Here is a 22,123-nt window from a genome sequence, read left to right on the forward strand (position 1 = left end):
CTTTTTCTCCTTTCCGTATGCGCAATTCCCTGCACGATTGCTTCATACGTCGTTCACTTGATGGCAAGAAGCTCCACCTCTACGATGATTGTCTCATTGGGCCCGACCGGCGATCCGATGAGGCTTGTCCGTCCCCGCTCTCCGTATGCCAGTTGGGAGGGGATAAAGAGTTGCCACTTCGAGTTCACCGGCATCAGTTTCAACGCTTCGCTCAGGCCGGGGATTCCCCCTCCTTCACTGACACTGAACGTCACCGGCCGGCCAGGATAGGACCGGTCGAATTCAGCGCCATTCAGGAGGGTGCCACGGTAGTCGCAGAGAACCATGTCCGCGTCCGTGGGGGTTCTGCCGTTACCTGCCTTCAGTATCTTGTACTGGAGGCCGCTCGGCAGGGTCACCACTCCCTCCTTGGTTTTGTTTTCAGCCAGGAATGCCTGCCCCTCTTTGGCAGCTATTATGGGGGCCATCTTCTGTCTCTTTCGCACCTCTTCCTGAACGGCAAGCGTGGTTTTGCGGATCTCTTCCTCGGTCATAAGGAGTTTGCCGCCCGAACGCGCGTCCCTCATTCCCCGCATCAGCATGTCCAGGTCGATTTCGACCGACTGCTGCGTGAAATTTCTCACCATGTTGACGCCGATGGCGTAATTGACCTTGTCCCGCTGGGTCTTGAGAATGGCCGGTCCCTCGGCAAAGACTTGGGTTGCCAGGAAAACGACGCCAAGGACAAACATCAGCCTGACGGTAATCGTCCCTTCCTTGGGGGTGTACTGCTGCTGTCTGGCCGCATCGTAGGAGCTGATTTCAACCGGTTTCGCTTCCATGCCGGCCTCCACTCCCTGGGTCAGGGTGGCGGCGATCAGGCTCAGGAACGACGCGGCATACAGCACCACGGAAAGATACGAGGCCGATGGCCGGTCCGTGAGGAGCAGGGCAATGGAGCCGAAGAGGGCCGTGACCGCCCAGAAGAGGAGCGTCACGTTTACCGGAGCAATATTCCTGCGCACCATCAGGTAGTGGAGATGAAGGTTGTCTGCCCGGAACGGATTCCTCTTTTTCAGCAGCCGTACCAGTAGTACCCGGAGCGTGTCGAAGATGGGGATGAGAAGCACGAGCACCGGGAACATGGAGTCCACCGAGTCTTTTGCGCCCTGCGTGAGGAGCACGGCCACGAAGGCAAGAGAGAACCCGAGAAAGAGGCTACCCGTGTCCCCCATGAAGATTCGGGCGTTGGGGAAGTTGAAGAGGAGAAAGGCCCCCAGTGCCCCCACATAGGCAAAGCAGATGACTGCTACCGGCACGTTGCCCGCAAGGAGGGCCGCGATCCCCATGAACAGGAACCCCAGAAGCGACACGCCGCCTGCCAGGCCGTCGAGACCGTCGAGGAGGTTGATGGCGTTGGTGATGCCAATGATGCCGATGTAGGTGAAGGGAATGCTTAACATCCCCAGGTCCAACTTCCCCAGCGAGCCAAAGACTCCGATGTGGTTGATGGTGACGTTGCCGCCGAATATGACGATTGTGGCCGCGGCCGCCATGACGGCAAATTTCATTTTCCAGTCGAGGGAGGAACGGTCATCCACCATCCCCATGCCGACCAGAATGAACGACGCGGCAATGAACGACGCCAATTCTCCGCCATGGCTCTCGACAAACAGAAAGGGGAGCACCCCGGCGAAAAAAGCCGCCCCCCCCCACCGGGGAGTCGGCCTCCGGTGCAATCGTCGCTCGCCCGGCACATCAACGCACCTGCAGGCAGTCGCGATGCGGATGACGAAGGGGGTGAGAACGGCCGTAATGAGAAATGAAGTGATACAGGGAATGACGAGTCTCATAGGTGGAAGTCCTCTTGGAATCTGTCAATAAGCCTATGCTAACTTTGCCGGAGGTGTTCGATGAAGGGCTGCGCACTGTCTGGCCTGGCGGTCCGATTTAGGATAAAACTATACGAAATAACAGCCGCCGCTCTATTCGGTGGCCATCTGTATTTGTCATAGGTGTCAGGGAAATGGTTTATAGGTATTTGTGTGTGGTTAACCGGCAGTCAGTACTATCGTTAGACAGAAATTTTCCGATGACTGAAGTACGGTAGGAGTGATACGAGGTGGTCTGAATGTATAAGACAAACACTTAACAAAGCTGTCGCAATCGCCTATAAACTCCGCATATGATGTCCTAGTAAAAATACGGACACCTGCACATATCGCCTGTAGAATCGTCTTGTTATTCTCTTTGTGGGTTTTTTAATTCTCAATGTGGCCCTGATTCAAACCCTGCCTCATCCCTCACCCGGCCTTCGGCCACCCTCTCCCACGGCGGGAAAGGGTTTTCTTCCCTCGCCCCTCATGGGGGAGGGGGGACGACGGGACAAAAGGGTACAATCCGGTATACTTGTTAGTCGACGTAGCGAGTATGCGAGGTCAGCCATTGGAAACGGTCAACGACAAGAATAAATCGCCAGTATCCGCCAAATCGGAGCTGGGACGAGTGACGGAGCCTCTCCCTCCCTCGACGAGCGCGTTTTTATCCCGGACAGAGAAGGAGATGGAGATGCTGCTGCTTGAAATTGAAGCGCAGAGGAACGTGCTGGAGATGCAAAATGCCGAACTTGTTGATGCCATAGCCGAGAAAGAGCACGTTCTGCAACAATTCAATCGCCTGTTCGATCATGCGCCGGTTGGCGGCGTTATCCTGGGACGGGATGGAATAATTCGCACCGTCAACCATATCGCGGCCCACATTCTGGGGGAGGAGCGTTCCAGGCTCGTTGGCCGGCGATTGGAGCAGCTTGTTTCCGAGGGATCGCGTGCGGTCTTTGCGGAATTTTTCAGGAACATGGTGAGTGTGTGCAAAGCCAGTTGCGAGATTGAACAGCCGATAGGGGGGAAGCCCTCGCTGATTCGTTTCGAGGGGGCCTGCGACAGCTGCGGGGACGAGTGCCGCGTCGCGATGATAGACATTACCGGCCGGCACATTCCGGAGGAGGAGCGGGTGTCAAGGGGCCACCGGAAGCTGCGTTGGTATGAATTGTCCGGAAAGTCGCCCCCTCCGGACCGGGAGGATCCCCGGGAGATCGCCCGCAGCAAGCGGGAGGATGGGCTGGTTGATTCCCTGAAAAAACAGCGCAGGCTTTCGTTTCACCTCATGTCTGCCCGGGAAGAGGAGCGAACGGTAGTCGCGCGGGAAATTCACGAAGAACTGGGACAGATGCTGGCGGCCCTTCAGTTGAACGTGTCGCTCGTGACAAAGGAATACCTTGACCACGCCAAACTTGTTGCCAGGACACAGGCGATGGAACAGCTGATCACCTCGTCCATCATGACCGTGAACAGGATCTCCTCGGAACTGCGGCCGGTTATGCTTGATATCCTGGGACTGGCCGATGCCATTGAATGGCAGGCAAAGGAATTCGAGAAGAAAAGTGGGATACGCTGCAAGACAACAGTCCTTCTCACCCAGAAGAAGGTGGATCGAGATGTGTCCACGGCGGTTTACCGGATAGTGCAGGAGGCGTTGAGCAATGTCGCTCGCCACGCCAGCGCTGACCATGTCCGGGTGACCCTGGTGGAAAAAATCGGTAGGTTGACCCTGTCGGTGAGCGACAATGGCCGGGGAATAACTGAGAGGGAGAAGAACAATCCGCAGTCGCTCGGGATTGCAGGGATGCGGGAACGGGCGGAGGCGTTTGGAGGGAGACTGAGGATATGCGGCTCTTCGCGCCAGGGGACCACAGTGATTGCACGGATTTCATTAGCCAGGGAAGGAGACGTTGATGAGCACCAGGATACTTGTAGCCGATGATCACGCAATCTTCAGGGAAGGGCTCAAGCAGGTTATTGGCACCACGGTGGACATGAGTGTTGTCGACGAGGCGATCGACGGCAAGGAGTTGCTGAACAAGATACAGGCCAACGATTACGACATGGTGATCCTCGATATCACCATGCCGGGCAGAAACGGACTCGATGTCCTGACGGAGATGAAGAACATCAAACCGAAACTGCCGGTCCTCGTCATGAGCATGCACCCCGAAGAGCAGTATGCGCTTCGTGCGTATAAATCGGGAGCATCGGGCTACCTGAACAAGGGAAGCGCTTCCAACGAACTGCTCGATGCCCTGCATAAGATTTCCATGGGGAAAAAATATGTGAGCTCGGCCCTGGCGGAGTCTCTGGTATCCGGTCTCAGTGACCACAACCAGCAGGATCTCCTCCAGACTCTCTCCAACAGGGAGTACCAGGTGATGAGCATGATCGCCTCCGGCAAGACGGTTGGCAAGATCGCCACCGAGCTGTCCCTGAGCGTCAAGACCGTCAGTACCTACCGGGCCCACATCCTGCGCAAGCTGAACATGAAGAACAACGCGGAACTGACCCGTTTCGTTATCGAGAACAAGTTGATCTGATGATGGGAAAGGTCTGGCGATGTCACTGGCCCAATCCGTAGTTGTTGTTACCGAATCGAGCCATGCCGGCCTGTATGGCTCCCTGGCAGTCGACAATGCGGGCATCCGGCTCGTATCCGCGGCCGGGCTCTCCGCGGCAATCGGACCCAGTGATCCGGACATCGTCATCCTCGACAGCGGCGCCGACGCCGATGGCGGGATAACCATCCTTGGAGAAATCAAAGCGCTTCGCAACGATCTGCCGGTAATCTTTCTGACCGATTCCAGCTCCGAGGAGACCGTCCTCAAGGCATTCAGAAAAGGAGCCCGGGAGTATTTCCGCAAACCGGTCGATCTGCATGTGCTCCAGCATGCGGTTGAAACCATACTCGCCCTTCGCCGGATGCAGCGGGAGAGCAGAGCTCCCCTCAAGCGGCACGATTCCGATCCCATCACCCTTCCCGACGACCTTCCCGAAGCGATCGGCCGGGCGGTCATGCACATCAAGAGCAATTACGACTGCGCCTTATATCTCGACGACCTGGCCCGCGCGGCCCACCTCAGCAAATTCCACTTTTGCCGCAACTTCAAAAAGTATATCGGCGTGAGCCCCATGCGGTTCATGACTATGGTAAAGATAAGCAAGGCGGAAACCCTCCTCCGGCGAGCCGATCTCACTATTTCGACCGTTGCCTACAAGCTCGGGTTCAATGATCCGAGTGAATTCACCCGACAGTTCAAGAACATTACCGGCATATCACCAACTGAATTTCGACGCTCCTGCTTTATTTGACCTCACCTTTGCGGCATATCTGTAACAAACCAACTATCTTTGTATAGATTAATTATTTACACAAAAATAATTGTTTACGTGCAATGTCAATAATGCATCTGCGTCTGAATACGTAGTGTCTCAAAATTAGTCTAACTATCTGTAATGAGTCAGTCTTGCGCCGATACAGGAAAATGATGCAACGCGCTATAGCAATATTTCACAAATATTCAGCAATTTACACCAAGGCCAACATCTGGATTTATCGATAAAATCTATACCAGAACGATTCTGCCACACTAAACGCTGTCAGGAGAGAAGCCATGAAAACAAGACTCCGCTTGTCCGCACTTCTGTTGGCCATGGTCTGCGCGGGGTGTGGTGGAGACGGGGCGGGCGATCCTCCGGCACCCTATTCCCTCATCGCCTGGAACGATTTGGGAATGCATTGCATAGACAACGATTATTCGGTCTTCGCGATTCTCCCCCCGTACAACAATCTCCATGCCCAGTTGATCGACCGTCAAACCGGCAAGCAGGTGACGGCAGGCGTTACCGTAACCTACACCGCGACCGCCGACACGCGCGGTTCCATTAACTCCACGAGCAAGGGGAAAACGAATTTCTGGCAGTGGGTGTCCTCCCTGTTTGGCGTGACCCTGCCGGCGGATACCGGACTGACCGGCAATCGGACGCCGGGAGCCGCTCCGGCGCCCATGTCCTATGATCCGGCAGCGGGATTCTGGAAGGCAGACGGAATACCGATCCTTCCCCGTGATGATGCAGGCACTCCCAACTATTACCCGATGGTAAAGGTTGAGGCCAGGGACGGCCGCGGAGTGCTCATCGCCACGACCTTCACGGTCCTGCCGGTCAGCGATGAGCTGGCGTGCAGCAAGTGCCACACGTCGGGTGTCGGAGACCCGATGGCGCAGCCGTCCCCTGACTGGGTCTTTGATGCCAATCCCGTCAAGGACTGGCGGAGAAACATCCTGCGTCTCCACGACACCAAGAATGGTGCAACCCCCCTCTATGCCGACGCCCTGGCACAGAAAGGATATCTGCCCGCCGGGCTCCTGGCCACCTCCGATGCCGGAACCCCGATCCTCTGCGCGGGGTGCCACCCATCCAATGCCCTGGGGACGACAGGGGTTGCGGGGGTGAAGCAGCTCACCACCTCAATGCATTCGTGGCATGCGGTCAATGCCATGGATGACGCTACCGGGATGCCCCTCGGCCAGACCATGGACCGGTCCGGCTGCTATTACTGCCATCCCGGCTCCACGACCCAGTGCCTGCGCGGCGTCATGGGAAACGCAAAAAATCCGGACGGCTCCTCAGCTCTCGAATGCCAGAGCTGCCACGGCTCCATGTCCGTTGTGGGCGGGGTGGGGCGCGCCGGCTGGATCGATCTCCCCAAATGCCAGTACTGTCATTACCAGGCCACGGACGGGACGTACGTGCGGGACACCTCGGCCTTCGATCTTTCCGGAAACTTCCGGCAGGCGACAAGCATATTCTCGACCGGCCAGGCGCTCTTCAAGGTGGGCGCGACCCACGGAAACATGCAGTGTGAGGCGTGCCACGGCTCCACCCATGCCGAATATCCCTCTTCGGAGGATAACGACAATGCGCAGAGCATCAATCTCCAGGGGTATGCCGGAACCATCGCGGAATGTGTCGTCTGTCATCCCCAGGGATTCTCCCCGAGCGCTGCCGGCGGACCCCATGGGCTCCACACCATTGGCGCGGCGTGGGTGGATACCCATGGCTCCGTGGCCAAGGATGATTCGCAGGCATGCACCGTCTGCCACGGCAAGGACTACCGCGGGACCCGGCTCTCCCGAACGTTTACCGCGCGCAGCTTGCGGACCACAAGCGCGGGCATGAAGGCCTATGCCAAGGGGGATATGGTGGGGTGCTACGACTGCCATAACGGTCCCGGCGGCAAGTAGATGAGGACGTCCATGACAAAGCCATAACGGCGCCCGGCAGCAGTGCCGGTTCCCCAGGGATGGGGACATATATGAAAGCGCTCTCGGCGCTGGATCACAACGAAAGAGAGGAGTATATGGCCATGAAAGGACAATCATTGTGGAAAGGAGCGGTGTTAGCCGGGTTTGCCCTCCTGGCGCTCGGCATCGGGAACGCCTCCGCCAGTTTCCTTGTTCCCCAGACGGCGCTGCCCGGCAAGACCATCCCCAAGTACAGGGACCCGCTCCCCACCTTTGCGGGATCAAGGGTGCCGGCTTCGCCGGGCTATACGGTTTCCTTCGAGGAATTCAGGCAGCAGGTCCTTCCCGCGTCGGCCGGCTTTGGCACGACAACCGTCTGGGGATACAAGATCAACGACAACGGCCCCCTCTGGCCGGGATATACCGTTGAAGCGACGAAAGGGGTCCCGGCCACGGCGACGTATCTGAACAACCTGGCCGGGCCGGGAGGGACTCCGCCGCTGCTGCAGAAGTATCTGACCGTGGACCAGGCGATCCACTGGGCCGATCCTTTCAATCTCAGTTGCATGTTTACCCCGATGGCCGCAGGGTGCTTCGATCCGTATAACGGTCCCGTGCCGGCGGTCGCTCACCTCCATGGCGGCGAGGACAAGTCGGACTTCGACGGCGGACCGGAGCAGTGGTTCACGCCGAACGGGATGCGCGGACCGGCCTACAGGACCTACACCTCGGCAGGCGCTCCGCTAACCCCGACGAACGGAGCGGTCTACAATTATCCGAACGGCCAGGAAGCAACCACCCTCTGGTTCCATGACCACGCCCTCGGCACGACCCGGCTCAACGTCTATGGCGGCCTGGCAGCCTTCTACTTCCTCAGGGACGCCCGCGATACCGGCCGGGCGGATAACCCCATCCGTCTACCCGCCGGCGACCAGGAGACCGAGATCGTCATCCAGGACCGGCAGTTCGACTCTGCCGGACAGCTCCTCTTTCCCGACGGCTTCCCGTCGGGACTGAACGGCCCGCCTACCAACCCCACGGTTCATCCGTTCTGGATTCCCGAATTCTTCGGCGATGTCATCGTGGTGAACGGGAAGTCGTGGCCCTATCAGAACGTTGAGCCGAGGCGCTATCGTCTCCGGCTGCTCAACGGCTCCAACGCCCGTTTCTATAACCTGGCCTTCATCGACGGCGTCCTGCACAGCGCACCCATCTGGCAGATCGGCACCGATGGCGGTTTCCTCGATGCGCCGGTTCCCATTGTCCATCCCGGCCGCCTTTTGCTGGCGCCGGGTGAGCGAGCCGACATCATCGTTGATTTTGCCCCCTTTGCCGGGCAAACCGTTACCCTTATGAATAATGCCAAGGCCCCCTTCCCGAGCGGCACGTCTGCCGACCCGCAGACCACCGCCCAGATCATGCAGTTCAGGGTGGGAACGACGGTCACGGGCAACACTGACGGAAGCTGCGACCCGGCGGCATCCAAGAAGAGCGGCAAGCAATGTGTTCTGCGGGCAACACCCATGGTGAAGCTGGTGACCGCCAAGGGGACCACGGCCCCCGGCGTGACTGTTGCCAAACGGCGGCAGCTGGTGCTGAGGGAGATTTTAGGGGCGGGCGGACCGCTGGAAGTGCTCCTCAACAACACCAAGTGGAGCGGCATCATGGAGAGCACCATGGGCACCACGAATACCCCGGTTGCCGGAAGCACGCAGCTGGTCGATTACTGGCTCACCGAACTGCCCACCCTGGGCTCGACCGAGGTCTGGGAGATCATCAATACGACGGGCGATGCCCACCCGATCCACCTTCACCTCGTGCAGTTCCAGATTCTGAACCGGCAGCCCTACCAGGCCAACAAGTACCTGTCGGCCTGGATGGCAGCTTTGACCGCGGCAGGGAAAGGTCCGGGAGACGGTCCTCCCAACCCGTACGGCACCGCCCTCACGGATACCCTCTCCATAGGCGGGCAGAACCAGGTGATAGGCGGCAATCTTCTTGTTACACCCTATCTTCAGGGCTCACCCGTGCCGGCTGCTCCGAACGAACAGGGTTGGAAGGATACGGTCGTCATGATGCCGGGAGAGGTTACCCGGATCGCCGTGCGCTGGTCGCCGCAGGGTAATCCGATCGGCGGTTCCGTCGGCTACCCCTTCGACGCCACCGACGGCCCCGGTTACGTCTGGCACTGCCATATCCTCGACCATGAAGACAACGAGATGATGCGGCCGTATATCCCGGTCAAGCCATAGCGGAAGACACGCGGGCGATGCGGCGCGAAGCACGAAACCCGCCCTCTGGGGCGGGTTTTCGTTACCTCGGCGGTGTTCGTAAGAGTCGTTGAAATTTCAGGTAAAGGAGATTCATCATGAAAATCAAAGGAATAAGTCGCAGGAAGTTCATCACCGCGGCGTCGGCCGGCGTTGCCGGTGCCTATGCCACTCTTCACGCCGGGGTGGTCCGGGCCATGATGGGGAGTGGCGGTATGGGAGGCGGTGGCATGGGCGGCGGCGGAATGGGTGGGACGACTACGATTATCGATCCGCCGCCGGGAGCGTCGTTCTTTGATATACCAAATGCCGTGAAGAACAGCGCCGGAGTCTACGAACTTCTGGTGAAGGAGGCAAAGCTTCGTCTGAACGGGACTCCCGTGACCCTTCTCACCTACAACGGCATGTACCCTGGCCCGACCATACGGGCCTCCAAGGGCGAGATGCTCAAGGTGCGCATGGTCAACATGCTGCCGAAAACGACCTCCACCAATATCCTCGGCCACCCGCGCAATATCACCAACATCCATACCCACGGCCTCCACGTAACTCCCTCGGGGATGGGCGACAACATGATGATGACGGCGGCGCCGGGCGCGAGCCTCGATTACGAATACGATCTTGCCCTGGAGGAGCCGGGACACCTGAATTTCTACCATCCCCACGTTCATGGCACCGTTGCCGAGCAGTACTGGGGTGGGCTCGCCGGTCCCCTGGTGATCGATGACGCGGCGGGAGGCGCGCTTTCCGGCTACGAGACCCACGTCATGCTCATCAAGGACATCACCATCAGCAACGGGCTGCCGGAACCTTACACCTCCACCTCCCAGTTCATGATGGGGAAGGAAGGTAACCTGGTCATGGTGAACGGCCTCGTGAACCCTGTCCTGTCGATCCGGCCGGGGCAGGTGCAGCGGTGGCAGATCGTCAACGCCTGCAATGCCCGTTTCCTGAAACTTTCCCTGGACAGGCATTCCCTCTGGCTGGTGGGTACCGATGGCGGGCTCCTCGACAAGCCCTACAAGCTTCCCACCATCCTCCTGGCGCCGGGAGAGCGGATCGATGTTCTGGTCAAGGCGGACCAGGGGGGCGGAAATTTCAAATTGCTGTCGCTCCCCTATGCCCGTGGCGGCGGCTCCCTGCAGCAGGTGACGCTCCTCACCCTCGCCTATGGCGGGACATCCGCGGGCGACTCCCTTCCCTCGTCGGTAAATCCGGCGGCGGCACGGCTGAACATGAACCTTTCCCTCCTGCCGCGGCGGCAGATCACCCTGAGCATGATGATGGGGCGGGGGTACATCAACGGCATTTCGTTCGCCGACATGACCCGCGCCTATACGATCACGTCCAGCCTCGGCACCTACGAGGTCTGGGAGATATTCAACCAGAGCGGCATGGACCACCCGTTCCACCAGCACGTCAATTCGTGCCAGGTCCTCTCCGTCAGCGGCGGCGACCCCGACTATGCCTCGCTCTACACCACCAAACCCGCCTGGAAGGACGTGGTCATCATCCCGAAGATGGGGAGCGCCACCATACTCGTCCCGGTCAAGGACTACGACGGCATGACCATGTTCCACTGCCACATCGTCGAGCACGAGGATATCGGAATGATGGGGGTGTGGAACATCGGCATGTAAATAATTTTTATCTTTACGGGTCGATCTAACCATACTGCCAGTTAACAAAGGGAGCTTGCTTCGACGCAGGGAATCACCAGCGGCGGGCAAGCTCCCGTTTTTATTGCATAGAGCTTTTTCGAAAGCCTGTCATTCCCGTGTAAGAGTTGTCCAGAATATTTTTGCTTGACAGTTAAAAAGTAAAATAGTACTTTTATACCAAATTAGAGATTTGACGGTTCGCGGGACGCCGTTGAACCGGATAGCGTTGGAGTAACGGGGCTGAAGTTATCGAACAAAGGTAAGTATCGTGGAGGTTTCTATGAAAGTACTCGTATGTATCAAGCAGGTTCCGGACATGGAGTCGAGGTTCAAGGCCAACAGCTCGGGGAACTGGTATGACGAAGCAGATCTGGCCTTCAGGATGAATGAGTACGACGAGTATGCCGTCGAGCAGGCCGTGCAGCTCCGGGAGCAGTTGGGCGACGCCGCCGATGTGACCGTGCTCTCGATCGGCCCCGACAGGGTGGTGGAGGCGCTCAAGAAGGCCCTTGCCATGGGGTGCGACCGGGGCGTGCATGTCCAGGACCCGGCTGTCTCCCTCAAGGACCCCTGGCAGATCGCCTCGATCATCGCCACCTATGCCAAGGACAAGGGCTTTGACCTGATTTTCACCGGCATGCAGTCCCAGGACCGGGCTTCGGCCCAGGTGGGAGTGGCGGTTGCCGAGCAGCTCGGCTACTCCTGCGCCACCACCCTGGTCGGCTTCTCCTTTGCCGACGGAGTCGTTACCGCCAAGCGGGAGCTTGAAGGGGGTCTGAAGGGTGTGGTAAAGCTCAGGACGCCGGCGCTGGTCACCTGCCAGCTGGGGCTCAACGTTCCCCGCTATCCGACCCTCCCCAATATCATGAAGGCGAAGAAGAAGGAAATCCAGGCCATTCCGGTTGTGGACATCCTGAAGGAAGAGGCCCTGGCTGCCACGGCCAGCGTTTATCCCCCGGCCAGGAAAGGGGGCGGCATCGTTCTGGAAGGGGATTTGAACGATATGGCAAGCCAGCTCATCGGCATCCTCAAAGAAAAAACGGCAGTTGTGAGATAGGGGGTAAGGCATGAAAGCGCTACTTGTATGCGAATACCGTGAAGGAAAGCTCCTCGAAACAAGCTATGAACTGGTTGCCTTTGCCGAGAAGCTGGGGGCCGAGAAGGCGATGGTTCTGATCGGGAGCGAGTCCGAGGCTCCCAAGGTCAACGGCACGGTCTACCTGGCCGATGCCGGCAAATATGGCGAGTATAACCCGGATGTCCACAAGAAGATCGTCCTGGCGGCGATTGAGCGGGAAAATCCCGACTACGTCGCGTTCGTCCATTCGTCCTTCGGCTGGGACCTCGCGCCGCGTGTCGCTGCAAGCCTGAAGGCAGCCCAGATTTCCGAGATTGTTGACATCGTTGACGGCAAGTTCGAGGTGGGGGTCTGCAATGCCAAGCTTCGGCGCACCGTGACCCCCAAGTCGGGAAAGGCCGTTCTGACCATCCAGGCAGGGGCCTTCAGTGCTGCTGCCGCTTCCGGGGCTCCGCAGCTGGAGCGGATCGAGCCTGCCGATGGCGCGTCGGCACTGGAGTTTGTCGGCTATGAGCCGGCGGAGAAGAAGGATGTGGATCTTACCCGGGCCGAGATCATCGTCAGCGCCGGCCGTGGTGTAGGAAAGAAAGAGAACGTGCCGGTCATCGCAGCCCTTGCCAAGGCCATGGGGGGCGAGCTGGGGGCAAGCCGTCCGGTGGTGGATGCAGGCTGGGTCGAGCACAGCCACCAGGTGGGGACCACGGGGCAGACGGTCAGCCCCAAGCTCTATGTGGCGTGCGGCATCAGCGGCGCGATCCAGCACCTTGCCGGCATGAAGAAATCGGATTTCATCGTGGCCATCAACAAGGACAAGGATGCCCCCATCGGCGAGGTGGCGGACGTTCTGGTCGTTGCCGATGTGCTGCAGTTCGCCCCGGCCTTGACGGCGATGCTTCAGAAGTAGATCCGAAATCATCAGGCCGGATAACACTGAGCAACGGAGAATAAGCTGCAAAGATGCTTGCAATAGGTAAACACGTTCTGAAATAGGTAAAACAGTACTAAGTTGCACATATTCGTTGCTGATAACTTGCCAAATCTAAAGCATTTATTACGAAATAACGGAATGAGGAGGAAGGATAATGAGCACTGCACCGCATCGCTGGACAATGACTGCCGTGGGCGAGCCCATGGTTAAGGCGGATTTTGACGCGACTCCGCCGTCAGACAATGAAGTGGTGGTTGAGGTTGCCGGATGCGGGGTATGCCATACCGACCTGGGCTTCTATTACGATGGCGTACGCGTGAACAGCGGCCTGCCGTTGACCCTTGGCCACGAGATCAGCGGCAGGGTTGTCGCCACGGGAAAAGGGGCCGAGGCCTGGCAGGGAAAGGCCGTGCTGATTCCCGCCGTTATTCCGTGCGGAGTCTGTGATCTCTGCCTTTCGGGCCATGGCACCATCTGCCGCGCGCAGCAGATGCCGGGCAACGACATCCAGGGGGGCTTTGCCACCCATATCAAGGTGCCAGCCCGGGGCCTCTGTCCCGTTGATGAAAAGAAGCTTGCCGCTGCCGGCTTCGAACTGGCGGACATCTCCGTGGTCGCCGACGCCGTAACCACCCCCTACCAGGCCGTGGTTCAGGCAGAGGTTCAGAAGGGCGATCTGGCCATTGTCATCGGCATCGGCGGGGTCGGAAGCTATGCCGTGCAGATTGCCAACGCCATGGGAGCCACTGTCGTGGCCATCGACGTGGACCAGACGAAGCTGGACACCATGGCCCAGTATGGCGCCGGCCTGACCATCAATGCCCGGCAGGTCCAGGGCAAGGATCTAAAAAAAGCCATCCAGACCTTTGTGAAGGAAAAAGGATTGCCGCAAACCTGCTGGAAGATCTTTGAATGCTCCGGAACCGTTCCGGGCCAGGAGACCGCATACGGTCTGCTGACCTTCGGTTCGACCCTGTCGGTGGTGGGCTTCACCATGGACAAGATCGAACTGCGCCTCTCCAACCTCATGGCCTTCCATGCCCGCGCCCTGGGGAACTGGGGGTGCCTGACCGAACTCTATCCGGCGGCCCTGGGCCTCGTGCTGGACAAAAAGATAGCCCTGGCGCCCTTCATCGAGAAGCATCCCCTGGAGAAGATCAACGAGGTCTTCGAAGCAGCCCATGCCCACAAGCTGACCCGGCGGGCCATTCTGGTTCCGTAACAGTCAAACGGCGCCTGATACCGAAGGACCCCCCTCAGTCCCCCCTACAAGGTAGGGGGAAGCGAGCTAAGCGAGCAGGGGGGTGACAGCAGAAACTTACTCATAAGAATAAGAGGAGGAAACCTGACCATGAGCGAGAGCCCTCTCAAAGTATGGCTTGAAAAAGACGGGGCGCTGTTGCGTCTGCGGCTGGCCCGCCCCAAGGCGAACATCGTTGATGCCGCCATGATCGCGGCACTGCAGGCAGCGCTCACGGAGCATCTCTCCAGTGCAAAGCTTCGGGCCGTGCTGCTGGATGCGGAAGGACCCCACTTCAGCTTTGGCGCCAGCGTTGAAGAGCACATGCCCGACTCCTGCGCCGCCATGCTTAAATCCCTCCACGCCCTGGTGATTCAGATGCTGGAATGCCCCGTGCCGCTGCTGGTTGCGGTGCGAGGCCAGTGCCTGGGCGGCGGGCTTGAGGTGGTCGCCGCGGGCAACCTGATTTTCGCGGCGCCGGGGGCAATGCTCGGGCAGCCGGAGATCAAGATCGGGGTCTTCGCCCCGGCGGCCTCCTGCCTGCTGCCGGAGCGGATCGGCAAGACCCAGTCAGAGGATCTCCTCTTCTCGGGGCGCAGCATCAGTGCGGAAGAAGCCTACCGGATCGGCCTGGTCAGCGTGGTGGCAGAAGATCCCGAACAGGCGGCAGTTGCCTATTTCGACGAGCACCTGGCGGGGCTCAGCGCCAGCTCCCTCCGCTTTGCCGTGCGGGCGGCGCGGATCGGCGTCCTGGAGCGGACCAAGGCGAAGATAGCCGCGGTGGAGAAACTGTACCTTGAAGAGCTGATGGCAACCCATGACGCCGTGGAGGGGCTCAATGCCTTCCTCGGCAAACGACCCGCAGCCTGGCAGGACCGCTGACTCTTGAGCGGATCAGATAGAGCAGGTGCAGCAGAAGTCTCAGGTCGTACAAAGTAGTAACTCCTTTCACTGATGATTCAAGGGGCAGGACGCCATGCCTGCCCCGGTTTTTTCACATCCCATCCACCATACGGTGAATGGGTTTATTAGTACCTTTTTATTACCGTAGAACATAGTTCTAAATTTAGTGGGTACCGTAATGCCTCTCGCGGCTGCAATCGAGAAAGGAGCATCAAATGGGAATTCTCAGGTATCTCGCCTTGTTGGCCCTGCTTGCCGTTACTGCCTGTGCCGGCCCCCGGACCGCTGCCGGGCCGGCGGAAGAGTATGTGGAAATTGACAACCCGGCCTACACCATGTCCCCCAATGCCTCCCCCACCATCTGGGTTCCCCGGCGGTACGTGGAGAGCGGCATTCCCCGGGGGAGCCAACTGCTGAAAAAGGGGTACGAGGAGGTGGTTGGGAAGGGGACGAGCGCTCCGGTTCCGGCGGCGGTTTCGCCCCGGTTGCGTATTGCGGTTCTGCAGGCAGGGGGAAATGATCTGGCGGCGGGACTCGGCGAGAAGCTGAGGGGCGCCGGCTTTGCCCTTGTAGGCGAGCCCCGGCCGGAAGGGGCCCTTTCGGTTCCCGCATCCATGGAGGAGCGTGGCGCCTACGTCCTGGGGCTCAACCGGACCAGGGAGTTCAATGCAGTCGTTATCATCGGCTCCGGGGAAGCGGCGGGGGAGGGGAAGAAGCTGGCGGCGGAACTGTACGACGGCATGGGGGGCATTCTCCTCCGTCGGATCGAGGTTCCCGTGCATCGGGAGAGCAGCGCGGCGCCCGGCTCTGATCTTTCCGCGGCCCTCGATTCCATGGTGGAAAAGATCCGGGGAGTTGCGCGGCATGTACCGTGGCTGTGCGGCATTGTGGCGGTGGAAGGGGAGAAAGTCTACATCAACGCCGGCAGGGAAAGCGGCATCGGAATCGGCCAGCCGTTGCGGATCTACCGTGGCGGCAAGGTGGTCAAAGGGTTGGGATACGACCCCGGAAGCATGGTCGGGACCCTTGTGGTGACCGGTTTCGTGGGGCCCGACGGTGCCTACGGGACCATCCGCGAAGGGGAAGGGGCGAAGTCATCCGATCTGGTGGGAATCCAGTAGCGAAAGGGGGAGCAGGGATAAAGCGCGCCAGTGAAAGGTGTCATGTACGCAACGGAACAGAGACGGTTTGAAGATTATCTCTAAGTGTGGAGGAAACATGAAGAATAAAGGACTCACGGTGGGAATATCCGCGTTACTGTTGGCCGCGCCGGCCATGGCCCAGGAAATTCCCCAGACCGCCGCCCCGGCCTATAACTGCGATTTCCAGCCCAACTGTGAAGTGGCCCCCGGCATCTACGGCAAGATGGCCTCGCCGGTCACCAGCAAATTCAATCTCTCCATCGGCGGCTACGTCAAGCTCGATTATGCCTACAACTCGGTCAACCTGGGAGCCAACGGCGCCATGGGCACGCTCCAGAGGGGGATTCCCAAGAGCAGCTCCCCTGCCGCCCAGCAGGACCAGTCCATCTTCACCGCCCGGCAGTCCCGGATTTGGCTGAAGGTTGCCGGACCAACCTTCCTCGGGGCCAAGACCAGCGCCATCGTCGAGACGGACTTCTATGGCAATGGCGGCTCTTCCAACGAAACCGCCACCATGCGGCTTCGCCTCGCCAATGCTTCGCTGGACTGGGCCAATAGCCAGCTGGTGCTGGGACAGGCCTATGACATCTTCGGCCCGGCCACCGCCTCCACCGTCGATTTCGGTCAGGCGGCCATGACCGGCGCCCCCAACAATCCGCGGGTCCCGCAGATCAGGGTGACCCACCGGCTGAACCTCAATGACAAGAATGCCCTGCGGCTGGTCCTGGGGGTGCAGAATCCGGTTCAGGATTCCAACCTTCAGGGGGCAAGCGGCGACTCCTGGGGGGCAAACGTAAACGTGGCCGGCCAAGCTATGCTCATCAGTAAAGTTCTCGGGGTTGCGCCGGGGTACTATGGCATGTCCATGAACTCGCTGACAGCAGGTTTCTTTGGTCTCTACGGCAAGCAGGATGTGGCGGGGAACAGTAAATCGGTGGATAGCTGGGGATACGGCTTCTATACCTTCGTGCCGCTTCTGCGGTCCAAGGATGGCATGAGCCGCGCCATGACCGCCTCCTTCGAGGGGCAGGTCTACATGGCGGCCAACATGTACACCATCGGCGCCACGGCGACAAGCGTTGTGGGTTCGACCGGCAACAAGACCGCCGCCAAGGGGTACGGTGTTTACAGCCAGCTCATTTTCTATCCGACCCAGGATCTGGGGATCACGGCCGGCTATGGGCGGAGGAACGCCTATAACTACGCCAGCTACAGAGGTATCGATAATTTCGAGAAATCCAACTCCGCCATTTATGCCAACGTGACCTACGATCTAAATGCCGCAGTCCGCTTTGCGGCCGAATACCAGAACATCAATACCCAGTACGGTAACGTCACCAACGGCACCGGCAACCTGGCGGGGCTGGGGACCTCCGGCACCGCGAATATCGGGCGGTTTGCCGCCTACTACTTCTTCTGATCCGCACGCTTCTCAACTCCGCCCCCACCCCGCCGGCCGGGGTAAACGGATGACTGCACCACTCACCGTACGGTTCGGGGTGGGGACGGAATATTTGCTTGATGTTAAAATGATGAAAAAGCACTGTAATAAATAAATAGCGGTTGAGCAGGGTGGTGTCCGCGGCACCAGGAGGCACGAAATGACCCAGAAAATTCAGGGTGGCAGTTCCCGTACCGTGCGGATCGATTTTCACGTGCACCTCGGGGTGTACGCCGACCACAAGCCCTGGGTAACGGAATGGATCAAGCAGTCACAGCCCGACCCCGGGGAATATGATGCGTACATCCAGCGCTACAGCGACCCCGGCGCCTTCGAGGAGCTGCTGGCTGCCGAAGGGATCGATTACGCCTGCGTCCTGGCGGAGTTGTGCCCGATCACCACCGGCATCTGCTCCAACGAGCAGGTGGAAGCCTTCTGCAAGGGGAGAACGAGGCTGATTCCCTTCTGCAGCATCAATCCCCATCTCACCACCGACCTGGGGAGCGAGCTCCGCCGCCTGGTGGAAACGGCAGGGTTTCGAGGCCTCAAGCTCTATCCCTCCTACCAGCATTACTACCTCAATGACCCGAGGGTATACCCCCTCTACCAGGCTGCCCAGGAGCTGGGAATTCCGGTGCTCATCCACACCGGCTCCTCGGTCTTCAAGGGGACCCGGATCAAATACTGCGATCCGATCCATCTTGACGACGTGGCCAACGATTTCCCTTCCCTGAACCTGGTCATGGCCCATTCGGGGCGGGGATTCTGGTACGACCGGGCCTTTTTCCTGTCGAAGCTCCACGCCAACCTCTACATGGAGGTCTCCGGGCTCCCCCCCTCGAAGCTCATGACCTATTTCCCGGAGCTGGCCCGCAACACGGACAAGGTCATCTTTGGCAGCGACTGGCCGGGGGCGTCCCAGATAAGGCGCAACATGGAGGTTATCGCCGGACTCCCCCTGCCTGCGGAGGGGGTGGAAATGATTCTCGGGGGAAATGCCGCCAGGCTGCTGAATCTGTAATGCCATGACGCGGCGACGCGGCGAAGTGCAACTTCGCAAACTCAAACTCCTGGTCGTGCTGCTCCTGGTGGTCGCCACCGCCCTCGGCGCCTTCCTCTGGATCAGGCACACCACCAACGCCGTTCGCGCCGAGGCGCGGGAGCGCTTCTTCGAGCAGTACAACCGGCAGCAGTCCCTCATGGCGGAACTGGCCTCCCACACCCTGGAGGAGATGTTTGCCACGTTTCAGCGCAACCTCGACCTTGTGGTGATGCTCTTTGAGGGGAAGGCGGTCACCCGTCAACGGGCCGAGGAGGTCGGGGAACGCCTGAAAAAGATCTACGGCTCCCTCGCCTCGACTCCTGTGGTCGATCTTGTGATCTTTGACTGCAGCGGAACCGCCATTGCCATCGAGCCGGCCGATAGCTACACGGTCGGGCGCAATTATGCCTGGCGAGACTATATCCGCTGGGCCAGGGAAAAGGGGAAGCCGGGGCAGATGTACGTCTCGACGTTCACCCGCATGGAGGGGGGGAAGCGCCGGGGGGACAAGGCTCTCATCGTGGCCGAGGGGATCTACGGCCCGCGGGGAGAGTTCCTCGGCGTGGCCGGCTGTGTCCTCGACTTTGAGAAGCTTGCGCGCAAGCACATCCTTCCGATCCGCATCGGCAGGCATGGTCATGCCTGGCTTGCCGACATCAGCAACCGGGCGATACTCGTCGGCCCGAGCGGCAGGCTGGTTGGGCTCGGCTTTGACGAGGCGTTTCTTCCCCGGTGGCCACGGCTCCACGATCTTCTCGTTTCCATGAAAAGCGGGAAACCGGGGAGCGGCTGGTACGATTATCTGGATGCGGAGATCCCCGATCAGCCGGTGCGGAAGCTGGCAAGCTTCTATCCGTTCCGGGTCGGGAACCGACTCTGGTCCCTGGGAATTTCCACCCCCGAGCGGGAGGTTGATGAGCTCCTGTCCACCTTCATGCACCGGCAGGAGGCCTTTGCCACCACCCTGCTGGCGGCGGTCCTGGGTGGGGCGACCCTGCTCATGGGAATTCTCGTGAACTGGAACCGGATCCTCACCGCCGAGGTCAATCATCACACGCGGGCCCTCAGCGAGGCCCATTCCCGACTCGAATCCACCTTCGACGAGCTGCTGGTGGCCAAGAAGGTGGCTGCCGTGGGGCATCTGGCCCTGGGGCTGGCCCACGAGATACGGAACCCCCTCTCGGCCATTCAGATGAACATGCAGATGATCCGGAAGAAGATTGCCCCGACCGGCATCCTTCGGGAGAACTTTTCCATCGTGGAGGAGGAGATCCGGCGTCTCAACCGGCTGCTGAAAGACGTGCTGGACTTTGCCCGCACACGACCCCTGCGCCTGCAGACGGCGGAACTGGGAGAAATCGTCGCCCGGCTGCTGCAGCTTCTGGCGCAGCGCCTGGAGGAAGAGCAGATCCGGTCCGAGGTCCGCATCGACACGTCGCTTACCCTTGTCTGCGACCCGGAGCAGATTCATCAGGTGCTCCTGAACCTGGTGCTCAATGCCTGTGAAGCCATGCAAGCAACGCCCCCTGGCGAGAGGCTCCTCGCCATAACCGCCCACGGCCGGGACGGGATGGCGCTGCTCAGGGTCCGCGACACCGGCGGCGGGATCCCCCCCGACAGGCAGGACCAGCTCTTCGAGCCGTTCTTTACCACCAAGGCGTCCGGCGGCGGGCTGGGGCTGTCGATCCTCCAGACGATCGTCCTTCGCCATGGGGGATCGGTGTCCGTGGAGAGCGAACCCGGCCGGGGTGCCGTTTTTACCGTGACCCTCCCTCTTGGGGGGCCGGGCGATAAAGGAGAAGGCCAGCCATGAGAACCATACTGATCGCCGATGACGATAGGGCCATCCGCCGGACCCTGGAGCTCCATCTCGTCGAATCGGGCCATGATGTTCTCTCGGCCGCCAGCGGCCCCGAGGCGGTGGAGCTGGCCCTCTCCCGACAGATGGACCTGATGCTCCTGGATCTGCGGCTGACCGGCATGGACGGTTTCGAGGTTCTGACCCGGATCAAGGAGCGGAAACCTTCTCTGCCGATCATCATGATCACGGCCTTCGATGACATGCAGACCGCCATCGAGGCGATCCGCCTCGGCGCCATCGACCACCTGGGGAAGCCCCTCGATCTCGACCATCTCGACGAGGTCATCGAGAAGATATTCGAGATGAGCGATATCTCCCAGACGGGGGTCACCTTCAGCGACTCCCCCGAGCCCTCCTTCGAGCCGAACATCATGGTGGGGCGCAGTCGGGCCATGAAGGAGATTTACAAGACCATAGGCGCCGTGGCCGACTCCCGGGCCACCGTCCTGATCAACGGCGAGAGCGGCACCGGTAAGGAGATGGTGGCCCGGGCCCTCCATTTCAACAGCCGGTTCCGCAACCGTCCCTTCATTGCCGTGGCCTGCTCTGCCCTGGCGCCGACCCTCCTGGAAAGCGAACTCTTCGGCCACGAAAAGGGGGCCTTCACCGGTGCCATCCGGGTCAAGCCCGGCAAGTTCGAGCTGGCCGAGGGGGGGACCCTCTTCCTCGATGAGATCTCCGAGACAAGCCCCGAGATCCAGGTGAAGCTTCTGCGCTTCCTCCAGGAGCGGGAATTCGAGCGGGTCGGCGGCGTCGAGACCATCAAGGCCGATGTGCGGGTCATCGCCGCCTCCAACAAGAGCCTCCCCGCGCTGGTGGCCAGCGGCGACTTCCGCCACGACCTCTACTACCGCCTCAAGGTGGTCAGCATTGACCTGCCGCCGCTGCGGGAGCGCAAGGACGACATCCGCCTGCTGGTCAGGTTCCTGCTCGAAAAGATGCGCCACGAAATGGGGAAGGGGGTGGAGATCGTCCCCCAAGAGACCATGGATCTCCTGCTCGACCATTCCTGGCCGGGGAACGTGCGGGAGTTGGAGAACACCCTCCGCCGGGCGGTTCTCCTTTCGCCCGGCACTGTTCTCCTCCCCGAAACGCTGCAGCTCGAAGGAGGAGGCGGTGGTTCCCGCATGCCCCTCATTATCAAGTCCCTGGAGGAGGTGGAGCGGGAACACATCGAAAACATTCTTTCCTTCACCGGCTATGAAAAGAAGCGGGCCTCGGCCATCCTCGGCGTCTCGCGCCCCACCCTCGACAGGCGCATCCGTGAATATGGCCTGGATGTCCCGCCCAGGTCCTGACCGCTTTCCCTCTGCCTCTGCTTCATCCCCCGAACGTCCTTCCTGAAGATACCTCCGCTCAATCATATTTTTACACGCCGGCTCAGAACGTTACACGATGGAGCTTTGGCCGGCTAAAAAACAAAACTGTGTATCTCAACAAAAAATCACC

At 59.9% G+C, this 22,123-nt stretch carries 16 protein-coding genes; 15 read left to right on the forward strand and 1 reads right to left on the reverse strand.

Annotated elements, in window-relative coordinates:
- Positions 1–53: 53 nt before the first annotated feature.
- Entirely contained in the window at positions 54–1,832 is a 1,779-nt protein-coding gene (locus KI811_RS11630; protein WP_214186640.1) for an FKBP-type peptidyl-prolyl cis-trans isomerase N-terminal domain-containing protein, read from the reverse strand.
- 715 nt (positions 1,833–2,547) lie between these two features.
- Here KI811_RS11630 and KI811_RS11635 point away from each other — a divergent pair.
- From KI811_RS11635 to KI811_RS11705, 15 genes are all read left to right on the forward strand, one after another.
- Positions 2,548–3,798 (forward strand): PAS domain-containing sensor histidine kinase, encoded by a 1,251-nt coding sequence (locus KI811_RS11635; protein WP_214186641.1) that lies wholly within the window; start codon positions 2,548–2,550, stop codon positions 3,796–3,798.
- Positions 3,770–4,402 (forward strand): response regulator, encoded by a 633-nt coding sequence (locus KI811_RS11640; protein WP_214186642.1) that lies wholly within the window; start codon positions 3,770–3,772, stop codon positions 4,400–4,402. The genes KI811_RS11635 and KI811_RS11640 overlap by 29 nt, the downstream gene beginning before the upstream one ends.
- Positions 4,403–4,421: 19 nt before the next feature.
- Positions 4,422–5,174: a helix-turn-helix domain-containing protein gene (locus KI811_RS11645; protein ID WP_214186643.1), complete on the forward strand. Its 753-nt coding sequence runs from the start codon at positions 4,422–4,424 to the stop codon at positions 5,172–5,174.
- 302 nt (positions 5,175–5,476) lie between these two features.
- A complete protein-coding gene (locus tag KI811_RS11650; protein WP_214186644.1) occupies positions 5,477–7,108 on the forward strand; it encodes a multiheme c-type cytochrome in 1,632 nt (543 codons plus the stop codon).
- A gap of 122 nt (positions 7,109–7,230) precedes the next feature.
- On the forward strand, positions 7,231–9,360 hold the full coding sequence (locus tag KI811_RS11655; protein WP_214186645.1) for a multicopper oxidase family protein: 2,130 nt from the start codon (positions 7,231–7,233) through the stop codon (positions 9,358–9,360).
- Positions 9,361–9,476: 116 nt separating this feature from the next.
- Positions 9,477–11,018, forward strand: a complete 1,542-nt coding sequence (locus KI811_RS11660) for a multicopper oxidase family protein (protein ID WP_214186646.1) — start codon at positions 9,477–9,479, stop codon at positions 11,016–11,018.
- A 301-nt stretch (positions 11,019–11,319) separates the two neighbouring features.
- A complete protein-coding gene (locus KI811_RS11665) occupies positions 11,320–12,096 on the forward strand; it encodes an electron transfer flavoprotein subunit beta/FixA family protein (protein ID WP_214186647.1) in 777 nt (258 codons plus the stop codon).
- A gap of 10 nt (positions 12,097–12,106) precedes the next feature.
- A complete protein-coding gene (locus tag KI811_RS11670) occupies positions 12,107–13,021 on the forward strand; it encodes an electron transfer flavoprotein subunit alpha/FixB family protein (protein ID WP_214186648.1) in 915 nt (304 codons plus the stop codon).
- A gap of 178 nt (positions 13,022–13,199) precedes the next feature.
- Positions 13,200–14,267 (forward strand): 6-hydroxycyclohex-1-ene-1-carbonyl-CoA dehydrogenase, encoded by a 1,068-nt coding sequence (gene had / locus KI811_RS11675; protein WP_214186649.1) that lies wholly within the window; start codon positions 13,200–13,202, stop codon positions 14,265–14,267.
- 129 nt (positions 14,268–14,396) lie between these two features.
- The gene (locus tag KI811_RS11680; protein ID WP_214186650.1) at positions 14,397–15,167 is read left to right on the forward strand and encodes a cyclohexa-1,5-dienecarbonyl-CoA hydratase; all 771 of its coding nucleotides are present in this window, start codon (positions 14,397–14,399) and stop codon (positions 15,165–15,167) included.
- A 236-nt stretch (positions 15,168–15,403) separates the two neighbouring features.
- Complete coding sequence (locus tag KI811_RS11685) at positions 15,404–16,309, forward strand: hypothetical protein (protein ID WP_214186651.1); 906 nt, start codon at positions 15,404–15,406, stop codon at positions 16,307–16,309.
- Between the two features lie 97 nt (positions 16,310–16,406).
- Positions 16,407–17,750: a hypothetical protein gene (locus KI811_RS11690; protein WP_214186652.1), complete on the forward strand. Its 1,344-nt coding sequence runs from the start codon at positions 16,407–16,409 to the stop codon at positions 17,748–17,750.
- Positions 17,751–17,931: 181 nt separating this feature from the next.
- Positions 17,932–18,792 carry an amidohydrolase family protein gene (locus tag KI811_RS11695; RefSeq protein ID WP_214186653.1) on the forward strand — a complete coding sequence of 287 codons (861 nt, stop codon included), beginning with the start codon at positions 17,932–17,934 and terminating at the stop codon, positions 18,790–18,792.
- Between the two features lie 25 nt (positions 18,793–18,817).
- Positions 18,818–20,626: a sensor histidine kinase gene (locus tag KI811_RS11700; protein ID WP_343213602.1), complete on the forward strand. Its 1,809-nt coding sequence runs from the start codon at positions 18,818–18,820 to the stop codon at positions 20,624–20,626.
- Positions 20,623–21,972, forward strand: coding sequence for a sigma-54-dependent transcriptional regulator (locus tag KI811_RS11705; protein ID WP_214186655.1), 1,350 nt, complete (start codon positions 20,623–20,625; stop codon positions 21,970–21,972). Before KI811_RS11700 ends, KI811_RS11705 begins: the two co-directional genes overlap by 4 nt.
- Positions 21,973–22,123: the final 151 nt, after the last annotated feature.

The organism is Geobacter hydrogenophilus, from assembly GCF_018501225.1.
In the GTDB taxonomy this organism is placed as follows: domain Bacteria; phylum Desulfobacterota; class Desulfuromonadia; order Geobacterales; family Geobacteraceae; genus Geobacter; species Geobacter hydrogenophilus.